Annotated in this window: 22 protein-coding genes; 12 read left to right on the plus strand and 10 right to left on the minus strand. The window is 63.9% G+C overall.

Annotated features, from left to right (window positions below):
* Positions 1–71: 71 nt before the first annotated feature.
* Together ACP7E3_RS20260 and ACP7E3_RS20265 are read right to left on the minus strand one after the other, a co-directional pair.
* The gene (locus ACP7E3_RS20260) at positions 72–1,514 is read right to left on the minus strand and encodes an aldehyde dehydrogenase family protein (protein ID WP_426124183.1); all 1,443 of its coding nucleotides are present in this window, start codon (positions 1,512–1,514) and stop codon (positions 72–74) included.
* The gene (locus ACP7E3_RS20265) at positions 1,511–3,136 is read right to left on the minus strand and encodes a 5-guanidino-2-oxopentanoate decarboxylase (RefSeq protein WP_057004988.1); all 1,626 of its coding nucleotides are present in this window, start codon (positions 3,134–3,136) and stop codon (positions 1,511–1,513) included. Before ACP7E3_RS20265 ends, ACP7E3_RS20260 begins: the two co-directional genes overlap by 4 nt.
* Positions 3,137–3,247: 111 nt before the next feature.
* On the opposite strand from ACP7E3_RS20265, the gene ACP7E3_RS20270 reads away from it, so the two are divergent.
* Positions 3,248–4,120 (plus strand): LysR substrate-binding domain-containing protein, encoded by an 873-nt coding sequence (locus ACP7E3_RS20270; RefSeq protein ID WP_046490388.1) that lies wholly within the window; start codon positions 3,248–3,250, stop codon positions 4,118–4,120.
* A gap of 59 nt (positions 4,121–4,179) precedes the next feature.
* On the opposite strand, the gene ACP7E3_RS20275 is transcribed toward ACP7E3_RS20270, so the two are convergent.
* Both ACP7E3_RS20275 and ACP7E3_RS20280 read right to left on the minus strand, forming a co-directional pair.
* A complete protein-coding gene (locus ACP7E3_RS20275; protein ID WP_017848732.1) occupies positions 4,180–4,794 on the minus strand; it encodes an NAD(P)-dependent oxidoreductase in 615 nt (204 codons plus the stop codon).
* Between the two features lie 34 nt (positions 4,795–4,828).
* Positions 4,829–5,695, minus strand: a complete 867-nt coding sequence (locus ACP7E3_RS20280) for an MBL fold metallo-hydrolase (RefSeq protein ID WP_426124186.1) — start codon at positions 5,693–5,695, stop codon at positions 4,829–4,831.
* Positions 5,696–5,800: 105 nt separating this feature from the next.
* Between ACP7E3_RS20280 and ACP7E3_RS20285 the strand changes: the two genes are divergently transcribed.
* Both ACP7E3_RS20285 and ACP7E3_RS20290 read left to right on the plus strand, forming a co-directional pair.
* Entirely contained in the window at positions 5,801–6,706 is a 906-nt protein-coding gene (locus ACP7E3_RS20285; protein WP_032804836.1) for a LysR family transcriptional regulator, read from the plus strand.
* Positions 6,707–6,805: 99 nt separating this feature from the next.
* Positions 6,806–6,982 (plus strand): hypothetical protein, encoded by a 177-nt coding sequence (locus ACP7E3_RS20290; protein WP_164887019.1) that lies wholly within the window; start codon positions 6,806–6,808, stop codon positions 6,980–6,982.
* A 25-nt stretch (positions 6,983–7,007) separates the two neighbouring features.
* Here the strand turns inward: ACP7E3_RS20290 and ACP7E3_RS20295 are convergent, their stop codons facing one another.
* Positions 7,008–7,895: a helix-turn-helix domain-containing protein gene (locus ACP7E3_RS20295; RefSeq protein ID WP_046384341.1), complete on the minus strand. Its 888-nt coding sequence runs from the start codon at positions 7,893–7,895 to the stop codon at positions 7,008–7,010.
* A gap of 189 nt (positions 7,896–8,084) precedes the next feature.
* Here ACP7E3_RS20295 and pobA point away from each other — a divergent pair, with 189 nt between their 5' ends.
* Both pobA and ACP7E3_RS20305 read left to right on the plus strand, forming a co-directional pair.
* Positions 8,085–9,269, plus strand: a complete 1,185-nt coding sequence (gene pobA, locus ACP7E3_RS20300; RefSeq protein WP_169850587.1) for a 4-hydroxybenzoate 3-monooxygenase — start codon at positions 8,085–8,087, stop codon at positions 9,267–9,269.
* Between the two features lie 65 nt (positions 9,270–9,334).
* Positions 9,335–10,852 (plus strand): MDR family MFS transporter, encoded by a 1,518-nt coding sequence (locus ACP7E3_RS20305; RefSeq protein WP_046384340.1) that lies wholly within the window; start codon positions 9,335–9,337, stop codon positions 10,850–10,852.
* Between the two features lie 69 nt (positions 10,853–10,921).
* Here the strand turns inward: ACP7E3_RS20305 and ACP7E3_RS20310 are convergent, their stop codons facing one another.
* Both ACP7E3_RS20310 and ACP7E3_RS20315 read right to left on the minus strand, forming a co-directional pair.
* Positions 10,922–11,761: a cache domain-containing protein gene (locus ACP7E3_RS20310; RefSeq protein ID WP_057004993.1), complete on the minus strand. Its 840-nt coding sequence runs from the start codon at positions 11,759–11,761 to the stop codon at positions 10,922–10,924.
* Between the two features lie 50 nt (positions 11,762–11,811).
* Positions 11,812–12,585 (minus strand): transporter substrate-binding domain-containing protein, encoded by a 774-nt coding sequence (locus ACP7E3_RS20315; protein WP_256823243.1) that lies wholly within the window; start codon positions 12,583–12,585, stop codon positions 11,812–11,814.
* 410 nt (positions 12,586–12,995) lie between these two features.
* Between ACP7E3_RS20315 and ACP7E3_RS20320 the strand changes: the two genes are divergently transcribed.
* The 5 genes from ACP7E3_RS20320 (at position 12,996) to ACP7E3_RS20340 (ending at position 17,655) form a co-directional block, all read left to right on the plus strand.
* On the plus strand, positions 12,996–14,366 hold the full coding sequence (locus ACP7E3_RS20320; RefSeq protein ID WP_046384337.1) for a glutamine synthetase family protein: 1,371 nt from the start codon (positions 12,996–12,998) through the stop codon (positions 14,364–14,366).
* A 101-nt stretch (positions 14,367–14,467) separates the two neighbouring features.
* Positions 14,468–15,067: a class I SAM-dependent methyltransferase gene (locus tag ACP7E3_RS20325; protein ID WP_079443069.1), complete on the plus strand. Its 600-nt coding sequence runs from the start codon at positions 14,468–14,470 to the stop codon at positions 15,065–15,067.
* Between the two features lie 122 nt (positions 15,068–15,189).
* Positions 15,190–16,323 carry a ribonuclease D gene (gene rnd, locus ACP7E3_RS20330; RefSeq protein ID WP_046384335.1) on the plus strand — a complete coding sequence of 378 codons (1,134 nt, stop codon included), beginning with the start codon at positions 15,190–15,192 and terminating at the stop codon, positions 16,321–16,323.
* A complete protein-coding gene (locus tag ACP7E3_RS20335) occupies positions 16,320–16,613 on the plus strand; it encodes a YcgL domain-containing protein (protein WP_017848744.1) in 294 nt (97 codons plus the stop codon). The genes rnd and ACP7E3_RS20335 overlap by 4 nt, the downstream gene beginning before the upstream one ends.
* 109 nt (positions 16,614–16,722) lie before the next feature.
* Positions 16,723–17,655, plus strand: a complete 933-nt coding sequence (locus ACP7E3_RS20340; RefSeq protein WP_017848745.1) for a D-2-hydroxyacid dehydrogenase — start codon at positions 16,723–16,725, stop codon at positions 17,653–17,655.
* A gap of 51 nt (positions 17,656–17,706) precedes the next feature.
* Here the strand turns inward: ACP7E3_RS20340 and ACP7E3_RS20345 are convergent, their stop codons facing one another.
* Positions 17,707–18,300: a nitroreductase family protein gene (locus ACP7E3_RS20345; protein WP_017848746.1), complete on the minus strand. Its 594-nt coding sequence runs from the start codon at positions 18,298–18,300 to the stop codon at positions 17,707–17,709.
* Positions 18,301–18,453: 153 nt separating this feature from the next.
* On the opposite strand from ACP7E3_RS20345, the gene ACP7E3_RS20350 reads away from it, so the two are divergent.
* Positions 18,454–18,903 carry a YcgN family cysteine cluster protein gene (locus ACP7E3_RS20350; RefSeq protein ID WP_017848747.1) on the plus strand — a complete coding sequence of 150 codons (450 nt, stop codon included), beginning with the start codon at positions 18,454–18,456 and terminating at the stop codon, positions 18,901–18,903.
* 13 nt (positions 18,904–18,916) lie between these two features.
* A complete protein-coding gene (locus tag ACP7E3_RS20355) occupies positions 18,917–20,137 on the plus strand; it encodes a hypothetical protein (RefSeq protein ID WP_108524353.1) in 1,221 nt (406 codons plus the stop codon).
* Positions 20,138–20,202: 65 nt separating this feature from the next.
* Here the strand turns inward: ACP7E3_RS20355 and ACP7E3_RS20360 are convergent, their stop codons facing one another.
* Positions 20,203–20,553: a YgaP family membrane protein gene (locus ACP7E3_RS20360; RefSeq protein ID WP_017848749.1), complete on the minus strand. Its 351-nt coding sequence runs from the start codon at positions 20,551–20,553 to the stop codon at positions 20,203–20,205.
* 68 nt (positions 20,554–20,621) lie between these two features.
* The gene (locus ACP7E3_RS20365; protein ID WP_017848750.1) at positions 20,622–21,089 is read right to left on the minus strand and encodes an RNA methyltransferase; all 468 of its coding nucleotides are present in this window, start codon (positions 21,087–21,089) and stop codon (positions 20,622–20,624) included.
* Positions 21,090–21,132 lie beyond the last annotated feature (43 nt).

Genomic DNA, 21,132 nt, shown 5'->3' on the forward strand with positions numbered 1-21,132 from the left:
GGGGCTATCTAAAAAACGCAGTTAACTGAAATGCCGCACATTGGTCCACATTCCATCGGGAGGCTGCGTCGTCAGTTAGACCGGATTACATGCTTGATCTCCTGAAACGTCGCCAGCCCCCAAGGGCCCAGTTCGCGGCCGATGCTGCTCTGCTTGTAACCGCCCCACGCCGTTTGCGGGAAGATCACCTGCGGCGCGTTGATCCACACCATGCCGGCCTGCAAGGCATTGGCCACGCGTGCGGCGGTTTCGTCGTTGCGGCTGACCACGCTGGCCACCAGGCCGAAATCGCTGTCGTTGGCCAGGGCGATGGCCTCGGCCTCCGTGGTAAAGCGTCGTACACACAGCACCGGGCCGAAGATTTCTTGCCGCCACAACGCGCTGTCCAGCGGCACGTCGGTGAACAGCGTGGGGCGAATGAAATAACCCTTCGCCAAGTGCGCCGGGCGCTCACCGCCGCACAGCAAGCGGGCACCGTCCTGCACGCCGCGCTGGATATGCGCCAACACCCGTTGGTACTGGGCGCGGTTGATCAACGCGCCCATTTCCACGTCGTCGGCAAATGGGTCGGCGACGCGAATCCCTTCAGCCCGCGCAGTTAAACGCTGTAGGAATTCATCCGCGAGACTGTCCGCCACCAGCACACGACTGGTCGCTGAACACATCTGCCCGGCGTTGAAAAAGCCGCCTCCACAGGCCAGCTCAAGCGCCAGGTCGAGGTCGGCATCTTCCAGCACCAGCAGCGAGGATTTGCCCCCCAGTTCCAGGCTCACGCCCTTGACGGTTTCGGCGGCGCGTTGCATTACCTGCACGCCCACCGCATTGCTGCCGGTGAAGGAAATCTTCGCCACGCGAGGGTCCGCCGCCAGCGGGGCGCCCACGGCCAAGCCGGTGCCGCAGACCAGGTTGAACACCCCCGCCGGGAAGCCGGCCGCGGCGATGATCTGCGCCAGTTGCAACTCCGCCAGCGGCGTCACTTCCGACGGTTTGAGCACCACGCAACAGCCGGCGGCCAGCGCCGGGGCGAGTTTCCAGGCGGTGGTGACCATGGGGAAATTCCACGGCACGATTAGCCCCACCACGCCGCAGGGTTCGCGGCGCAGGCGGGCGCTGAAGGCATCAGTGGGCAGCGCCACCGCGCGGTCTTGCTCGGCGTCCAGCGCCTCGGCGAGACCGGCGTAGTACTCGAAGGTGGCGATGACGTCGTCCACATCGATTCCCGCTTCGAACAACGGTTTGCCGCTGTTGCGCGACTGTACACGCATCAACGGCTCGCGCTGCTCGCTTACGCCTTGAGCCACTTTGCGCAGCAGGGCGCCGCGCTCGCGGCCGGTGCTCTGCGACCAGCCGACACACGCCGCACTGGCGGCGTCGACCGCCTGGGTCACGGCGCGGGCATCGCCGACGCTGACCTGGGCGAGTATTTCCTCGGTGGCCGGGTTGATCACGTCCAACACGTCATGGCCCGCACGCCACGCACCATTGATATACACACCGTTTACGACCGTACTCATACCGCTACCTCCTGCATCCAACGTTCCTGGTCGATTTCAATCAGCGTCGGCCCCTGGCGATCCGCGGCGGCACGCAAGGCCACGCGCAGTGCGTCCAGGCCCTGGATGCGTTCGGCAGCGCAACCGAGGGCCGTGGCCACGCCGATGAAGTCCGGCGTGTAAATGTCGACGCCGACCGGTTCGATGGCCCGGTTGACCATGTACTTCTTGATCTCCTCGTAGCCCTGGTTATTCCACAGCAGCACGATGATCGGCGTGCGCGCCTCCACGGCGCTGGCCAGTTCCGGCAGGGTGAATTGCAGCCCGCCGTCGCCGATCAGGCACACCACCGGCTGGCCATCGCCACGCCCCAACCAGGCACCGATGGCCGCGGGCAGGGCATAACCCAGGGTGCCGTAGCCGGTGGACGCGTTGAACCAGCGGCGCGGGTGGTCAAGGTTCAGGGTCAGGTTGCCGCTGTACACCGGCTGTGTGGAGTCGCCCACCAGCACCGCGCCGGGCAGTTCCTCCAGCACCGTGTGGAGCATGCGGGTTTGCGCGCGGGTGGCGGCGTCCCAGGTCGGCGTCAATTCGGCCCACAGGCGGGCGACGCGCTGGGCGCCCCAGGCACTGTGGCGAGGCGCCAGCGGTTGGCGCTGGAGTTCGGCGAGCAAGGCGTCGGCGGCGATCTGCGCGTCGGCCACCAAGGCCAGCTCGGGCGGGTAATTGCGCACGGTCTGGTCGGGGTCGATATCGATGCGCAGCAGTGCGCCGGGAATCTCGAAACCGCCGGCGAAGGTCACGTCGTAGTCGGTCTCCGCCAGCTCCGTGCCGATCGCCAGCACCACATCGGCTTCGGCGACCAGGGCGCGGGTGGCGAGCAGGGACTGGGTCGAGCCGATCAGCAGCGGGTGGGCCGCGGGCAGCAGGCCTTTGGCGTTGATGGTCAGCGCCACGGGGGCGCCGAGGGTTTCGGCCAGGCGGGTCAACGCCGCGGCGGCCTCGATGGCGCCGCCGCCGGCCAGGATCAGCGGGCGTTGGGCGGCGGCGAGCCGTTGGCTCATCTGTGCGACCGCCACTGGCGCCGCACCGGCACGCGCCACGCTGATGGGGGAGGTGCCGAGCAACGCATCGGCGTTTTCCACCAGCACATCCAGCGGGATTTCGATGTGTACCGGGCGCGGGCGCCCTGCCTGGAACAGTGCAAACGCCCGCGCCAGCACGCCGGGCAATTCTGCTGCCGACATCACGGTGTGGGAGAACGCCGCCACGCCGGCGACCAGCGCGCTTTGGTTCGGCAGCTCATGCAACTTGCCGCGCCCGCCGCCCAGCTGGCTGCGCGCCTGCACGCTGGAGATCACCAGCATCGGGATCGAGTCGGCATAGGCCTGGCCCATGGCCGTGGTGATGTTGGTCATGCCGGGGCCGGTGATGATCAAACACACGCCGGGCTTGCCGCTGGTGCGCGCATAGCCATCGGCCATAAAACCCGCGCCCTGTTCGTGGCGCGGGGTGACGTGGAGGATGTTCGAGCGCGCCAGGCCGCGATACAACTCCACGGTGTGGACGCCAGGAATACCAAACACCTGGTCCACGCCGTAGCTTTCCAGGAGCTTGACCAATACTTCGCCGCAGGTCGCCATACATGTCGCTCTCAGGTTGAGGTGAGGCGGTATTGGACCGGCTGGCCCGTAGCGGCAACAATCGATAAAAAGTCATACTAGCCATGTCCTCACGTCATGGCTGCTTGCCCTATGAAACGCCTCCCGCCGCTGCCCGCGCTGCACACCTTCTGGGTCACCGCCCAGTGCTGCAACTTCACCCACGCTGCCGCGCAGTTGCACATCACCCAAGGCGCGGTGAGCCGGCAGATCGCCGGGCTGGAAAGCCATTTGGGCTATGCCTTGTTCCAGCGCCAGGCGCGGGGCCTGAGCCTGACCGAAGAAGGTCGCGAGTGGTCGCTGCGGGTGCAGCAGGTCTTCGGCCTGATCGGTGACGCGCTGGAGCAGATCGGCCGCCGCCGCGACACCTTGCAGCTCAAGGCCTCCACCTGCGTGATGCGCTGGCTGCTGCCGCGCTTGATGCAATGGCAGCGGGAGCGCCCGGATGTGCCGGTGGAGCTGACCACGACCGTGGCCTACACCGTGGACTTTCGTCGCGAGCAATTCGATGCCGCGGTGATCTATGCGCCCAGCGCCGAACAGTCGGCCGAGGCTCGGCATCTGTTCGACGAACACCTCACCCCGGTGTGCGCGCCGGCCTTGCTGGGCGCGTTGAATACGCCAGCGGACCTGCAGCAACAGGTGCTGCTGCACCCCACGCGGGACGAGCGGGACTGGGCGTTATGGCTGAACGCGGCGAAGACGCGCTTGAGCAATGTGAGCCAGGGCCATCATTTCGAGACGCTGGATCTGGCCATGACAGTGGCGTCCCAGGGTTCAGGCGTGGCGATCGGCGACAGCGCGTTGATTGGCGAGGATGTGAGCGCGGGGCGCTTGGTGACGCCGTTTGAATTGCGGGTGCCGACGGGGATGGGCTATTACCTGGTGTATCCGCCGGGGACAAAGCCGTCCGCCGGGCTTGAAGCGTTGATGGAGTGGTTGGTCAACCAGGCGCAACAGGCGTAACGCTGAAGATCCACCTGTGGGAACCGGCAAGCCAGCTCCCACAGGTTGATCGTGTCGGCTCAGTAGCCGACGGTGAAACGCTGGCGCGAATGCTTCGGTGTTTCCACTTCATCGATCATCGCGATAGCGAAGTCGGCGAAGCTGATCCAGCTGCGGCCTTCGCGGCTCACCAGCAAATCATCCTGGCCCAGGCGGAAGGTGCCGGTGCGCTCGGTTTCAACGAATTCGGCCGATGGCGACAGGAAGGTCCAATCCAGTTCCTGCTCCTGACGCAACGCCTCGAGGAACGTCGCGCCGGCACTGGCTTCAGCCTTGTACGCCTCTGGGAAACCCTCGCTGTCGATCACCCGAGTGCCGCCCGGCAGCAGCAACGAACCCGCGCCGCCCACCACCAGCAGGCGTTTGACCCCGGCTTTTTTCACCGGGCCGATCACCGCGCTGGCGGGCAGGGTGGCGAAATGCGCCGCGCTGATCACCACATCGCTGCCGCTGATGGCCTGTTGCAAGGCCTCGGCATCCAGCGCATCGACCTGTTTGACGCTGACGCCAGGACGCACGGCGAGCTTGTCAGTGTTGCGCGCGATGGCGGTGACGCTGTGCCCGCGTCGCAGCGCTTCTTCCAGCAGTTGGCTACCGGCGCGGCCGGTGGCCCCAATGATTGCGATCTTGCTCATGACATTCTCCAGTACGGTTAAGGTTTGAAACGCTTCACCACTTCATTTCGCCCTTGGCGACTTTGGCGCTCAGTTCCAGCGAACTTTCGTCGGCGAGGGTCGGGTAACGCTTTTTCATCGCCGCGATCAGGGCGGCGGAGTCCTTGGCCTTGGCGGCTTCTTCGTCAAAGGCCTGGATGTAGTCGGCGGTAAAGGCCACGGATTGCAGCGACGGGTTGCCGAGGAAATGCCCCGGAACCACCGTGCGCGGCTGCAGTTCGGCGATGCGTTGCAGGGTGGCCAGCCAGTCTTTATGGGACTGCGCGCTCTGAGTATCGGCCATCCACAGGTGGATGTTGTCGGCGACGACCACACCGCCGACCACGGCCTTGATCGACGGCACCCACACAAAGCTGCGTTCCGGCTGCGGGCCGTCGAGGCCGATCACTTCCAGCGGTTGCCCTTCAAGCGTCAGGCGGTGGCCGTCGAGCACCTGCGGCACGATGGTTTTGCCTGGCTTGTCGGCGCCCATTTTCGGGCCCCAGAACGCCAGTTTGCCGGCGACGGTGGCGTTGATGTGGTCGACCACCGCTTGCGGGGCCAGCACCTTGGCGTCGGGGAATGCGGCGGTCAGGGTGTCGAGGCCGAAGTAGTAGTCCGGGTCGCCGTGGCTGATGTAGATGGTCGTCAGGTGTTTGCCGCTGGCGCGGATCTTCTGCACCAGGTGTTCGGCCTGGCTTTTGCCGAACTGTGCGTCGACCAGGATCGCGTCTTTCGCGCCGCTGACTAGCACCGAACTGACCGGGAAGATCGCGGCCTCGCCGGGGTTGTACACGTCGAGGGTCAGCTCGGCAGCGGCCGCCTGCACGGCGAAGGCCAGGGCGGCGGTCGCCAGGGTCAGGCGCTTGAGGGTGGACAACATCGGGCAACTCCGGCAATCGGTAAGGGATGCACAGAGCTTAGTTGCACCAAACACAACAAAAAATGCGATGCTGGGACATAGTTTGTTTCTAAAATCGGGCAGATCATGGATCGTCTTCAAGCAATGCGCGTGTTTGTGACGGTGGTGGATCTGGGCAGCCAGTCCGCCGCCGCCGACCATCTGGACCTGTCGCGCCCGGTGGTCTCGCGCTACCTGGCCGAGCTGGAAGACTGGGTCGGCGCGCGCTTGCTGCATCGCACCACGCGCAAACTCAGCCTGACGGCTGCCGGCGGGGAAACCCTGCCACGTTGCCGGCAATTGCTGGAGCTGTGCGGCGACATGCAGGCCGCCGTCAGCGAACCGGATGACGCGCCCCGTGGCCTGCTGCGCCTGAGTGTCAGCACCTCGTTCGGCCAGGCGCAGTTGGCCGAGGCCATCGCCGAATACGTCAGGCGCTACCCCTTGGTGACGGTCGACCTGCAGATGCTCGATCGCACGGTCAACCTGGTGGATGAGCGCATCGACCTGGCCATCCGCACCAGCAACGACCTGGACCCCAACCTGATCGCGCGGCGCCTGACGGTCTGTCGCTCGGTGGTGTGCGCGACCCCGGCCTACCTGCTTGAGCATCCGGCGCCGCAAAAGGTCGAAGACCTGGCGCGGCACAACTGCCTGACCCACTCGTACTTCGGCAAAAGCCTGTGGCATTTCGAGGAAGGCGGCGAACACGTTTCGGTGCCGGTCCACGGCAATATCACCGCCAACGAAGCCAGCACGCTGTTACGCGTGACGCTCGCCGGGGCGGGGGTGGCGATGCTGCCCAGTTATCAGGCCGGCGAGCACATCCGCCGTGGCGAACTGGTGCGCCTGTTGCCCGCGGCCGAACCGCGGCAGATGAACATCTACGCGGTGTACGCGTCGCGCAAACACATGCCGTCGGCGCTGCGTAGCCTCCTGGATTTCCTGGTGCTGAGGTTTCCGGAAACGCCGGAGTGGGACCGGGGCCTGTGACCCGACATACAGATGTTGAATGGCGTCCAATAATGGCAACTCGCCCTGGCTGACCTATGCTTTAAACAGCACCGAGTAGGTCCTTCAGAGGTCTGTGCCATGACCGTCAAAACCAGAAAGTACCTGAAAATTTTCATCCTTTGCGCCTTGGTCAGCGCGCTGTACGGCACCGCCGCCTATCGCGTCGAGCAGACCCGCATGCAGCCGAGCTTTGCGATCAGCTGCCATCAGGATCAATGCATTCCGCGCACCGGCAGTTTCAGCGCGTTGCGCTAATGGCCAACCAAGGACGATCCCGCGTTTAATCCTCGGGTGTTTCGGCCTTGAGTCGTTCGCGAAATGCCTTGGGCGAAAACCCGACCCGGCGGCGGAATAGCCGCGAGAAGTTGGTCGGGTCGGAAAAGCCCAATACCTCCGACATTTCATTGATGGTCATGCTGGTGTAGGTCAGCAGGCGCTTGGCTTCCAGCAATTGGCGGTCGTGCATGATCTGTAGCGCGGGTTGCCCACCCAATTCCCGACATGTGCCGTTCAGGTGTGAGACCGAGATACCCAGCTTGTGGGCCAGGTCTTCAATCTTCGGGTGTTCGCGATACTGCTGTTCGACCAATTGGGTAAAGCGCCGGAAATACTCGCGCCCACGCGGTGCCCGCGGGTGACGGCGCTGGATGGCCTGGCGGCTGATCCACACCAGCAGCACGCTGACCAGGGCGTGCATCAGCATGTCCCGGGCCGGCTGCTCATCGGCGTATTCGTCCTGCAGGCGGGCGAACAGGTTGTTGAGATAGTCGCTGTCCTTGCCTGCCGGGTAACTGCCCAGCACCTGCAGGCCGTCGACCGTTGCGCCCAATTGCGCTTGCAGGTGGCTGACCAGCGGTGCCGCCAGGGTCAGCACGTAGCCTTCGACATCTTCCGCAAACCGAAACCCGTGCACACACAGCGGCGGCAGCACCTGCAAGGTCGCTTCGTTGAGGGTGGTGCGCTGGCCTTCGATTTCCAGTTGCGCCTGGCCTTGGTGGACGTACAACAACTGGCACAGATCCGCGTGCCGGTGGGGCTGGATTTCCCACTGGTAGTCCCGGCTGCGTCGGGAAATCGTTTCGCAGTGCAACAAATCCGGCGTCGGCCATTGCTGGTTTTCCCCGTACAGCTTGAACACCGGAATCGCGGAACTGGCAGTTTTGGTCATAGTTTCAATCCGATACTCAGGCAAGTGGTTCGGTAATCGCCCCGATTGGCAAAAAGCGCAGGCTTTGGCGCAGTTTTCACCTTCTTATAGCGCCCACTCAAGTGAAAAATGTCAGCAACAAGACCAATGACAACTCTTTCACCTTATCCGTTCGGGTGAATTTTTCGGGCCATAAAAATAATGAAAACGCTGAAAACTCAAGTCGCCATCATCGGCGCCGGTCCTTCGGGACTGTTGCTCGGCCAACTGTTGCAGCAGGCCGGTATCCAAACCCTGATTCTAGAGCGCCAGAGCGCCGATTACGTGCTGGGGCGCATCCGTGCCGGGGTGTTGGAGCAAGGCATGGTCGACCTGTTGCGCGAGGCCGGCGTCAGCCAGCGCATGGACGCGGAAGGCCTGGTCCATGATGGCTTCGAACTGGCGCTTAATGGCCAACTGACTCACATCGACCTCAAGGCGCTCACCGGCGGTCAATCGGTGATGGTCTACGGCCAGACCGAAGTGACCCGCGACCTGATGGCCGCACGCGCCGCCACCGGTGGCGTCACCTTGTATAACGCGCGTGAGGTGCAACCCCACGGGCTCAAAACTGATCAACCCTGGCTGACGTTCGAACATGAAGGCGAAGCCTATCGCCTGGAGTGTGATTACGTGGCCGGTTGCGACGGTTTTCACGGTGTCGCCCGGCAATCGATCCCGGCCGAGTCGCTGAAGGTCTTCGAGCGGGTGTATCCCTTCGGCTGGCTGGGCATCCTGGCCGACACGCCGCCGGTCCATCCTGAACTGGTGTACGCCAAGCATGCGCGTGGGTTTGCCTTGTGCAGCATGCGTTCGCCGACGCGCAGCCGTTACTACCTGCAAGTACCCGTCGAGGAGTCGGTCGATGAGTGGTCGGACCAGCGTTTCTGGGCTGAACTGAAAACGCGCCTGCCAAGCCAGTTGGCCGAGCAGTTGGTGACCGGGCCGTCGATCGAAAAAAGCATCGCGCCGCTGCGCAGCTTCGTGGTCGAGCCGATGCAGTACGGGCGTTTGTTTCTGCTGGGGGATGCGGCGCACATCGTCCCACCCACCGGGGCCAAGGGCTTGAACCTGGCGGCGAGCGACGTGAGCACGCTGTTTCGCATCTTGCTCAAGGTCTACCGCGAGGGGCGCGTGGAGTTGCTGGAGAAATATTCGGAAATCTGCCTGCGACGCGTGTGGAAGGCTGAGCGGTTTTCCTGGTGGATGACGTCGATGCTGCATCAGTTTCCCGAAGCGGACGGGTTCAGCCAGCGCATTGCCGAGAGCGAACTGGCGTACTTCATCCACTCGCACGCCGGTCGCACCACCATCGCGGAAAATTACGTCGGGCTTCCTTACGAAGCTATCGAATAGCCTGCTATCGTATCGAGCATGCCCGCAGGTCGCCTTTTCCTGCGGGCCTTGCTCGAAGGTTTACCGTGACTCAGCTCAATCAGCCTACTCCAGCCGTACCTGCCGTGCGCAGCATCCTCGTCTCGTTGATGATGGCGATCTTCCTCGGTGCCTTGGACCAGACCATTGTCGCCGTGTCCATGCCGGCCATTTCCGCGCGGTTCCACGACGTCAACCTGCTGGCCTGGGTGATCTCCGGCTATATGGTGGCGATGACAGTGGCGGTGCCGATCTACGGCAAGCTCGGCGACCTGTACGGGCGGCGGCCGATGATGCTGATCGGCATGGGCCTGTTCACCCTGGCGTCGCTGTTCTGTGGCATGGCGCAAAGCATGGAGCAACTGGTGCTGGCGCGGGTGCTCCAGGGCATCGGCGCCGGCGGGATGATTTCGGTGAGCCAGGCGATCATCGGCGACATCATCCCGCCGCGCGAGCGCGGGCGTTACCAGGGCTATTTCAGCGGCATGTACGCGGTGGCCAGCGTGGCCGGGCCGGTGCTGGGCGGTTATATGACCGAGTACCTGTCCTGGCGCTGGGTGTTTTTGATCAACCTGCCGTTGGGCGCCGGCGCCTGGTACGTGGCCCATCGCAGCCTGGTCGGGCTGCCGTTGCCGCAACGCAAGCCGATCATCGATTACCTCGGCACCGTGCTGCTGATCATCGGCTTGAGCGCCTTGCTGCTGGGCATCACCGAGATCGGCCAGGGCCATGATTGGCGCAATGACTCGGTACTAGCGTTGCTGGCCTGCGCGCTGGTGGCGCTGAGCATATTTGTCTGGCATGAGCGGCGTGCGCGGGAACCGTTGCTGCCGATGCACCTGTTCGCCAACCGCAGCGCGGTGCTGTGCTGGTGTACGATGTTTTTCACCAGTTTCCAGGCGATTTCCCTGACGGTGCTGATGCCTTTGCGCTTTCAGACCGTGACCGGCTCCGGCGCCGACAGTGCCGCGCTGCACCTGCTGCCGCTGGCGATGGGCTTGCCGATGGGCGCCTACTTTGCCGGGCGCATGACCTCGGTGACCGGGCGCTATAAACCGCTGATCCTCAGCGGCGCCGTGTTGAGCCCCTTGGCGATTCTCGGCATGGCCTACAGTGCGCCGCAGGCGATGGGGCTGACGGCGATGTTCATGCTGTTGTGCGGCATCGCTGCCGGCATGCAGTTCCCGACCTCGCTGGTGGGCACGCAGAACTCGGTGGAACAGCACGATATCGGCGTCGCCACCAGCACCACCAACCTGTTCCGTTCCCTGGGCGGGGCGGTCGGGGTGGCGTGCATGTCGGCGTTGTTGCTGGCGCTGTTGCAGGACTCCAGCTTTGCCCACCTGGCCAGCGGCGCGCTGGTGGTCGAGGGCGGTTCCGGCAGCGTTTTGCTCGACGGCCTGAACGCCGCCCCAGGCCCGGCGCAGGATGCCCTGCGCGGGGAACTGGCGGTGACGTTCCGGCATTTGCTGATGGTCAGTGCGGCGGTGTCGTTGCTGGGGTTGGCGGCGGCGATTGCGATGCCCGATCGCATGCTGCGCGGCCGTGAAGACAAGGCCCGCTGACGGGCCGGCTGGACATCCAAATGTGCGAGCGGGCTGGCCCGCTCCCAGCGGTTTGACCGCCTGTGCAATTCAAGGGCTGTAATAACCGACCGCCACCATGAAATGCCCGGTTTTGCGCAAATACGCATGCTTGTTCTCGACCTTGCCGGTCACCGGGTTTTTCCAACGGTACTTGTACTCACCCTGATCCTGCTCCGCCATCAACTTGAGGATCGGTGCGCCCACCGGCTTGCCGTCGGGGTCCTTGATCTTGCTGAAGTCGGTGTTGATCAGCCGCAGGTTGGTGCCATGGGCGACATAGCGCCGGGTATCGAGGTCGACCACGAACACGTAGAGATCGTCCTGCAGGAAACCGCCCTGCAATGAGTTGATCGCCTTCAGCGTGCCGGCTTCATCCTTGACCAGCGCCTTGACGGCCTGGTCCCGCAGCGCTCGCGCCTGTTCCGGCGTGGCCCGTGGCAGGTAATAGCCCACCGCCAGAATGCGTTCGCCGACACGCTGATAAAACACATGCTTGTGTTCGATCTTGCCGTCGTTCCAGTTCTGCCAGCGGTAGTCGGCCTGCTGGATGCCCTGGCCTTCCGGCGCCTTGAGCGCGTCCTTGAACGACTGGCGCAAATCCGCCCCGAGCACTTCGGACACATCGCGGCCGATCAAGGCGGAGGAGGGCCCGCCGCTGGCCAGCAACACGCCCTGAGTGTCGACCACGAACACATAGCGGTCATGGTCGACGAACTCGCCCTGGCGGCTGAAGGCGGCGAAGGCCTTGTCGCCATTGCTCTGGTAGTAGGCCAAGGCTTTCCCCAGCAGAGCCTTGGCCGCCTGGGCGTCCTCCTCCGGCAAGGTGGCGGCGTGTACCTGGCTGAAACCCAACAGCAGCAGCCAGCTGAATCGGAGCAGTCGCTTCATTATCCGTGCCTCGTTCTTATAGATGTGAGCACAGCTTAGACGGCTGCGGCTCAGGGCGCCGCCAGCCATTGATTGACGATGCCGTCGTACACCCCGGTGGCCACGCTCAGGTGCAACCACTGGTCGACGTAACTTTTCCAGGCCACATCGTCGCGGGGCAGCAGGAAGGCTTTCTCGCTATATTGCATCTGCCGCTGCGGGTTGACCGCGCACAGCCCCGGCTTGAGTTTCTGCTGGAAGCGCGCCTCGCTGGCGTCGGTGATCATCACATCGGCCTTGCCCGCCAGCAGTTCGTCGAAGATGGTCACGTTGTCGTGCAGGCGCAGTTGCGCCTGGCCCAGGTGCGCCCGGGCGAACACTTCGTTGGTGCCGCCCGCCGGTTCGATCACCCGCACCTGTGGCTGGTTGATCTGCTCGACGCTCTGGTAACGCTGCACATCGGCGCAGCGCACCAGCGGGATCTTGCCGTCGACGCCGAGGGACTGGCTGAAGAACGCCTTTTTCTGGCGTTCCAGCGACACCGAAATACCGCCCACGGCGATGTCGCAGCGGTGCGCGAGGAAGTCCGGCATCAGGCTTTTCCAGGTGGTGGGCACCCAGGCGATCTTGGCGTTGAGGCTCTTGGCCAGGGACTCGGCCATGGCGATATCGATGCCTTCGTAGCGGCCATCGGCACGCAGGAAGGTGTAGGGCTTGTAGTCGCCGGTGGTGCAGACGGTGAGCGTGCCGCTGTCGAGCACGTTGTCCAGGCGCGAGGGGGGCGTGTCCGCGAAGGCGGGTGTCGCCAGACTCACCAATACACACAGGGCTAAAGGAGCTTTCATGCGGTCGAGTCCTTGGGCATGATCGGGTGGTCATTATTTCCAGCAAGATGGCGGGGTGGCAAGGACGGCGAATGTTTAGCCAACGTGCAACCAAACTCCGTCAACCCTGAATTGACGCCCCTGACCCGGCGTGTGACGCTGCCGGGCATCTCCCTCACGGTGATTCGCCCATGGACGGTTACCCCGACACTTACCCCGAGACACTGCCTGGCGTCGTCGCGCCGAGCGGTCCCGCGGATGTCGAGGCGTTGCCCTCCGCGCTGGCTTTCTGGGCCCTGTTCCACTGTCGACATGCGCGCCCACCAGATACCTCTCTCTTACGTTGATCTATCCGATGGATGACGCGCACCTGCGCGCATCCGCCCGGCGGCGCCTGTGCGCCTGCCTGACGCTAACGTATGAGAATTGCCATGAGTGTTTTTGCCAGCCTGCACGAAGCCCGCTCTTTCCTTGAGCAGAACCCGGACATCGAGATGTTCGAGCTGTTCATCCTCGACAACAATGGCGTGCCGCGCGGCAAGTTGCTGCATCGCGACGAACTGCTGGCGGTGTATGAAAGTGGCCGCCCGCTGCCCAGCACGATCCTTGGCCTGACCATCCATGGCGATGACGTGGAAAACTCCGGGCTGGTGTGGGAGGTGGGCGATATCGACTGCCGTGCGTACCCGATCAGCGGCAGTTTGCAGCGCATGCCATGGCGGCTGATTCCGACGGCGGCGGTGCAAGTCAGCATGCACCCCACCGAAGGCTTGCCCGCCACCGTGGCCGACCCCCGGCACGTGCTGGCCAGGGTGATCGACGGGCTCAAGGCCGATGGTTATTACCCGGTGATGGCGGCGGAACTGGAGTTCTACCTGCTCGACCAGAAACCCGACCACAACGGCCGCCCGCAACCGGCGCGCGACATGGACGGCGGCCGCCCGCGTGCGACCCAGGTCTATGGCCTGCGCGAGCTGGAGCAGATCGAGCCGTTTCTCGCCGACCTTTACAGCGCCTGCAAACTGCAAGGCATCCCGGCGCGCACGGCGATTTCCGAATACGCGCCGGGCCAGGTCGAAATCACCCTCGAACACCGCACCGATGCCCTGCAAGCGATGGACGAAGCGGTGCGCTACAAACGCCTGGTCAAAGGCGTGGCGCACAAGCACGGGATGACGGCGTGCTTCATGGCCAAACCGTTCGACGACCTAGCCGGCACCGGCATGCACATGCACGTCAGCCTGGCGGACGCCGAGGGCCATAACCTGTTCGCCAGCGAAGCCGCCGACGGTACGCCGCTGCTGCGCCAGGCCGTGGGCGGTATGCTCAGCACCTTGCTCGATTCGCTGCTGATGTTCTGCCCCAACGCCAACTCCTATCGCCGCTTCCAGACCAACAGCTATGCGCCGCTGGCCGCCACCTGGGGCGTCGACAACCGCACCGTCAGCCTGCGTGTGCCGGGTGGTCCGGCGCCGTCGCGGCACATCGAACACCGCCTCTGCGGCGCCGACGCCAACCCTTATCTGGCGGCGGCGGCGATCCTCGCCGGTATCCACCGCGGCATCCGCGAACGACTTGACCCCGGCGCTCCGGTGGAAGGCAACGGCTACGCCCAGGCCAACGCGTTGCTGCCCACCGATTGGCTCACCACCCTGCGCGCCCTGGAAGACTCCAGCTGGGCACGGGAGGCGTTCGGCAGTGAGTTTCTCGGCGTGTACCTGGCGGTGAAACGGGCTGAATATCGGCAGTTCATGGGCGAGGTGGGCGAGCAGGACTGGCGCTGGTATCTGCACTCGGCGTGAACGGATTGACGGTGGTGGTTTTTTCGACCTTTTTTTCACGTTGCACTGGTTAAGCTGCGAATCAAGGTCATTCACTACCGTTCCACTCACATGAGCCCGTGATGTTGTCACCACCACTTTCGTCCATCGAGATTGAATACGCCGAACGCTGTGACCGTGAGCACGCCAGGGTCTGCGGCGATACGCGCCCGCCTGGGCTGCGTCAGCGTCTGGCGGCGTGGCGTGACGGGCGGCTGGTGCGCAATGCCCTCAAGGTGGCCGGCGAGCCCGGTCTGATCCTCGACCTGGCCTGCGGTTCGGGGCGGTTCTGGCCGGTGTTGGCCGAACACGTCAACCGGGTCATCCTCGCCTCGGATAACTCCCAGGACATGCTCGACCATGCCCGCACCCATCACCCGGCGGCGCTGCTCAAGCGGGTCAAGACCTTTCAGGGCTCGGCGTTTTCCATCGGCTTGTCGGCGAACGCGGTAGATTGCATTTTCTGTCTGGAATTGTTTCGCCACGTGCCCAGCAGCGAAGGGCGCCAAGCGCTGCTGCAGGAGTTTCATCGGGTCAGCCGCGACACCGTGATCGTGTCGGTCGCCTCCCGGACGCCAGTGGAGGAGGAGTTCTGCCAGGCGGGGTTCCAGGTCCTGAATCACCAGGAGTTCATTCCTGGCTCCAGCGTATGGCGTGTCTACGTTCTACGTAAGATGGGATAACTCCAATCTGTCGGACTATTCTTTACACGCTGTCGGAGTTTTCATGATTGCGTGTGCACTGCGGATGCTCGCAAGTCCCTTCCGCGATATATACTGCGCGCCATTCTTCAAGGGAGAGCCGTGTGGCCATCGATATTCACTGGATCTGCGACAACGATAGCCTCGGCCAGCATTGCGCCGAATGGCAGCAGTTGCCATTCGTCGCCCTCGACACCGAATTCATGCGGGTCGACACCTTTTATCCCATTGCCGGGCTGATCCAGATCGGTGATGGCGTTCGCGCTTACCTGATCGACCCCCTGACCATCGACAACTGGCAACCACTGGCGGCGTTGCTGGAAAACCCGGCCGTGATCAAAGTGGTCCACGCCTGCAGTGAAGACCTGGAAGTGTTGCTGCGCCTGACCGGCAGCCTGCCAGTGCCGTTGTTCGACACCCAACTGGCCGCGGCTTACCTGAACCTCGGCTTCTCCATGGGCTATTCGCGCCTGGTGCAAGCCGTGCTCGATATCGACTTGCCCAAGGGCGAAACCCGCTCGGACTGGCTGCAGCGCCCGTTGTCCGAGACCCAGGTGAGCTACGCCGCCGAAGATGCGGTCCACTTGGCCGAGGTCTTCATTCGCCTGCGCCCGCGGCTGTCGGACGACAAATACGCCTGGGTCCTGGAAGACGGTGCCGAACTGGTGGCCAACCTGCGCCGCGAAGTCGACCCTTACGAGGTGTACCGCGAGGCCAAGCTGGCGTGGAAACTGTCCCGTGCCCAACTCGCCGTGCTGCGTGAACTGTGCGCCTGGCGCGAGCAGCAAGCGCGTGCCCGTGACCTGCCGCGCAATCGCATCATTCGTGAACACTCGCTGTGGCCCCTGGCCAAATCCCAGCCGGATAACCTCGCCGCCCTGGGCAAAATCGAAGACATGCACCCGCGCACCGTGCGTCAGGATGGCCAGTTTCTGCTGGACCTGATCAAGCGCGCCGGCAGCGTGTCCATGGACCAATGGCCGCCCGCCGTGGCTGAACCGCTGCCGGTGGATGCCGCTGCGCTGATCAAGCACCTGCGCGCCTTGGGCCAGGCGCAAGCCGAACGCCTGGAGATGGCGCCGGAACTGATGCTGCGCAAGAAAACCCTCGAAGCCCTGGTCAAAAGTGGCTACCCCGACGGGCCTTACCAATTGCCAGACTCGCTGCGTGGCTGGCGCCGCGAGTTGATGGGCCAGGCGCTGCTCGACAGCCTGGCCACTGCCGGAGAACAGCCTTGAAACGTATTTGCTCCATCTATCGCAGCTTGAAACGCAACGAAATGTATCTCTACGTGCTGAAAAGCGATGCCCTGGAGCGCGTGCCGGAACCCTTGATGGAAGCCTTCGGCAAGGCCCATCACGCTTTCGACATGGTGCTGACGCCCGAGCGCAAGCTGTCGCGCGAGGACATCGCAGTGGTCCTGGAAAACCTCGAAAAGCAGGGCTACCACCTGCAAATGCCACCGGCCGAGGACGAGTACATCGAACACTTGCCCGAAGAGCTGCTGCGCCGCAACGACCCGATGTGATCGCGGCGTGCCCTGCCCGGGGCGCATTCTTTTCCATGGAATCGTATTAATGGATGGTGGCCGTAAGGATGCGGGCGGCCGTCCGCATTGTTTTTGAAAGGTTTGAACCATGCGTGTTCTGATTGCTGAACAGGATCACCCGCTCTACGCCCGGTTGCTGAGCGAAGCGGCCCCGGACCTCGAGGTGTTGACCAGCGGCGACTCGGCCGAACTCTCGCGCCTGGCTGCCGATTGCCCGGTGTGGCTCGGCCAGCCGGACCTGCTCGCCACCCTGTTGCGCCAGGGGCACCAGCCGCAGTGGCTGCAATCGACCTGGGCCGGCATCACGCCGCTGCTGGCCGACGGCCTGCCCCGCGACTATCGCTTGACCCGTGCGGTGGGGATTTTTGGCCAGGTCATGGCGGAATTTATCCTCACCTACATGCTCGGCCATGAACGCGAAGTCTTGGCGCGCCTGGTCAGCCAGGTCGAGCGCAAGTGGGACAACCGCATGGGCCAGAGCCTGGCGGGGCGCACGGTGCTGATCGTCGGCTGCGGTGATATCGGCCAGCGCGTGGCGCAGTTCCTCGTGCCGTTTGGCGTCAAGCTGTACGGCATCGCCAGCCAGGCGCGCGAGCAGGCGCCGTTTGTCGAAGTGGCTGCGCTCGATCAACTCGGCCGGCTGGTGGGCGAAGCGGACTACGTGATCAACCTGTTGCCCAACACGCCGAACACCCACGACCTGTACGACGCGGCGCTGTTCAAGCAATTCAAGCCGAGCGGGTTGTTTATCAACGTCGGCCGCGGCGTTGCGGTGGTTGATGCGGATCTGGTCGAAGCGTTGAAAGAAGGGCACCTGGCTGGCGCGGTGATCGACGTGTGCCGCCAGGAACCGTTGCCGCAGCGCCACCCGTTCTGGACCGCCTGGGGCTTGCTGCTGACCGGGCACAGCTCGGCGCCGACCTCGCCGTCGATGATGGTGCAACTGTTTCTGGAAAACGTGCGCGCCTACCAGGCCAAGCAAGTGTTGCGCGGTGAAGTGGATTTCGAGCGCGGCTACTGACACCGCGTCGAACCACAGGTGGGGGCTGGCGAGCCAGCTCCCACGTCAGTCCTAGAGACTGAAATCGCCTTGCGAAACCAGCTCGCTCAACGGCTTGCGCGGGCTTGGGGTCTCACGGCCTTGCAGGTACTCGGGCAAGCTCGACTTGTCGCCCAGCTTGCCAATCGCGACCGCCGCATGCAGCGCATAACCCTCGGGAATCTTCAGCTCCTTGCGCGTCAGCGCCTGATCGAAGCCGGCCATGCCATGGCTGTGCCAGCCGCTGAGGCTGGCCTGCAGCGCGAGGTAGCCCCAGGCCGAACCGGTGTCGAAGGTGTGCCACAGCGCCGGGGTTTCTTCGCTGGCGCCGGGGGCGATGAAGTCGGTTTTCGAGGCGATGATCACCAGGGCCGACGCATGCTGCGCCCAGTTGCGGTTGAATTCGTTCAACAGGCCGAGGAAACGCTCCCAGTCCGGCGTGTCACGGCGCGCATAGAGAAAACGCCAGGGCTGCGAGTTGTAGGCCGATGGCGCCCAGCGCGCGGCTTCGAAAAAACTCAGCAGGGTTTCCTGCGGGATGCTCTCGCCGGTAAAGGCGCGGGGCGACCAGCGCTCAGTGAACTGTGGGTTGATCGGGTAATCGGCAGCGCGGGGGTTGGTGCTCATGGGCAGTTCCTGATCGTCAATTCGGCGCTCAAAGCTACTGCGCTCCCGCTAGACTGACAAGTCTTGCAACACCGCCAGTCGTAAGCGCTTGGCCCCAGTGGCCTTGGGCACTAGACTGGCGGCCTTTTCACCCACCGATACCGATGTAGAGCCATGGCCGCCAAAGTCGAACCTTTCTGGATACGCAAAACCCTTGAACACCTCGATCAGGAGGAGTGGGAGTCGTTGTGCGACGGCTGTGGCCTGTGCTGCCTGCAAAAGCTCGAGGATGAAGACGACAACAGCGTCTATTACACGCGCATCGCCTGCAAACTGCTCGACCTGAAAACCTGCCAGTGCACCGATTACCCCAACCGCCGCGCGTCGGTACCCGACTGCATCCAGCTTACCCCGGGCCAGGCCGACCAGTTCAAGTGGTTGCCGCCCACCTGCGGTTACCGCCTGGTCAGCGAGCGCAAGGACTTGCCGCTGTGGCATCACCTGGTCTGCGGCGACCGTGACGCCGTGCATCACGAACGCATTTCCCAGTCCGGACGCATGCTCCGCGAAGGCAGCGTGCCCGAAGAAGACTGGGAGGATTACCTGATTTTCCGCGCTGGCTGAACAAGGAGCGAGTATGAAGGGGCTGACCCGGCTGGCGGCAAGCCTGGTGTTGCTGGCGCTGAGCACACCGGCGTGGTGCGCGAAGAAAGTCGACCTGGACTATCACGTCAAACTGCTGCCCCAGAGCGATCAGGCTGAGGTGCGCGTGAGCCTGTCCCAGGGTTCGGCGGTGCGCAGCCTGGATTTCGAGCTGGGTCGCGACGGTGACTACAGCGATTTCAAGGCCGATGGCCAATGGAAAGTCAGTGGCCATCGCGGCCTTTGGCAACCCAGCGCCGACAAGGCCAGCCTGACCTACCGTGTGCGCCTCAGCCATGCGCGCAAGCCGGGTATCTATGAAACGCGCATGACGCCGGATTGGGCGCTGTTTCGCGGGGAAGACCTGGTGCCGACCGCGCACCTCGACCAGCAGGACGGCGTCGAGCTGGTCTCGCGCCTGGTGTTCGAGCTGCCGACGGGCTGGAAAAGCGTCGAAACCGCCTGGCCGCGTATCGGCAAGCACACCTTCCGGATCAACAACGTCTCGCGCCTGTTCGACCGCCCCACCGGCTGGATGCTCGCCGGTAACCTCGGCAGCCGCCGTGTGCGCCTGGGCGAAACCGACGTCACCGTGGCCTCGCCCAAGGGCCAGGCCATGCGCCGTATGGATGTGCTGACGTTGCTGACTTTCGTCTGGCCGCAGGTGGAAGCCGCGTTCCCGCGTCACCCCGCCAAGCTATTGATTGTCGGCGCCAGCGACCCGATGCGCCGTGGCGCCTTCTCGGCGCGCGACTCGGTCTACCTCAACAGCCGCACGCCGCTGGTCAGTGAAAACGGCAGCAGCCCGTTGATCCGCGAAGTGGTGCATGCCATCGGCCGCTTCAGTGACCATGATGCCAGCGACTGGATCAGCGAAGGCCTGGCGGAGTATTACGCGATCGAGTTGCTGCGCCGTGGCGGCGGGATCACCGATGAGCGCTATGCGGCGATACAGGCGCGGTTGACCCGCGAAGGCAAGGACGTCACCAGCCTGCGTGGCGAGCACGTCAGCGGCGCAACCGTGGCGCGGGCAGTGGTGGTGATGCAGGAGCTGGATCGCGAGATCCGCGTGAAAACCCACAACAAGCGCTCGCTGGATGATCTCGCGCAAGTGGTGATGCGGGCGAACAGCGTCAGCACCCCAGAGTTTGTGCGACTGGCCCAGAGCATCATCGGCGAGTCGTCGGTGGTGTTGGACTCCAAGCTGTTGCGCTGACCCAGAATAAAGGTGGGAGCAAGCCGCCTCCCACATCTGGATCAGCACCAGGCAGAAGACTTGGCTCAGCCGGTGGTTTTTGTGGCCTTTTCGGCCCCCGTTTGCGCCTTGGTCTTCAGGTTCTTCAACTCGTCACCGGCCCGCTCGATTTTCGTGCGCAGGCTGTTCATTTCCTGGCGACCTTGTTCCAGCTTGTCCTTGAGCGAACTGTGCCCGGTAAACCCACGCGTCAGCGCCACGCCGCCAATCGCCACCTGGAGCAGCCCGAAAATCCCGCCACGGCGCAGGCCTTTGCCGACCATGATCACGCCGCCGGCCACCGAGCCGATGCGCTCCCAGCCGTGTACGTTCTGCGTGGGGCGGGCCTGGCGTGGGGTGGATTCAATGACAGGTCGCAGGGTTTTGCTGTCGCTCATGATCGGTCTCCAACAAGGGCTAGTGATACGCAACTGACTGTGTGCAGGCGCCGGATGTTCCCGGCAACTCAGTATTTGGGCCCCGAGCGGGTGTTATTGCCCTTGGCCAGGCGGTCGTAGAGCACCACGTTGACGGTGGCGGCGAGGTTCATGCAGCCGGTGGTCGGGATGTACACCACGTCTTCACACCAGTCGCGAATCTCTTTGTCGAGGGAGCCATCTTCGGGGCCGAAGATGTACAGCGCGCGGTCGGGGTGGGTGTATTCGGGCAGCGGGCGGGCGCCGTCCACCAGTTCGACGGCGACCGGGATGCAGCCCAGCGGCAGGATTTTTCTCAGGTCATCGATGCCGATCAGCGGAATGTCGTGGTGGACCTTCTTGGTGTCGGTGATGAAATCCCGGGCGCGCTCGTAGCGTTTGCCGGTGTAGAACACCGAGGCCACGCCGTAGCAACCGGCGGCGCGCATCACCGAACCGACGTTTTCGGGGGATTTGGGGTTATACAGACCGATGCAGCTGTAGCGTTTATTGCCCACGGGGAAGGGTGCCTTGGAGAAAAGCGGCGATTATACGGGGATT

This window comes from Pseudomonas sp. PSPC2-3 (assembly GCF_049898265.1).
Lineage (GTDB): Bacteria > Pseudomonadota > Gammaproteobacteria > Pseudomonadales > Pseudomonadaceae > Aquipseudomonas > Aquipseudomonas veronii.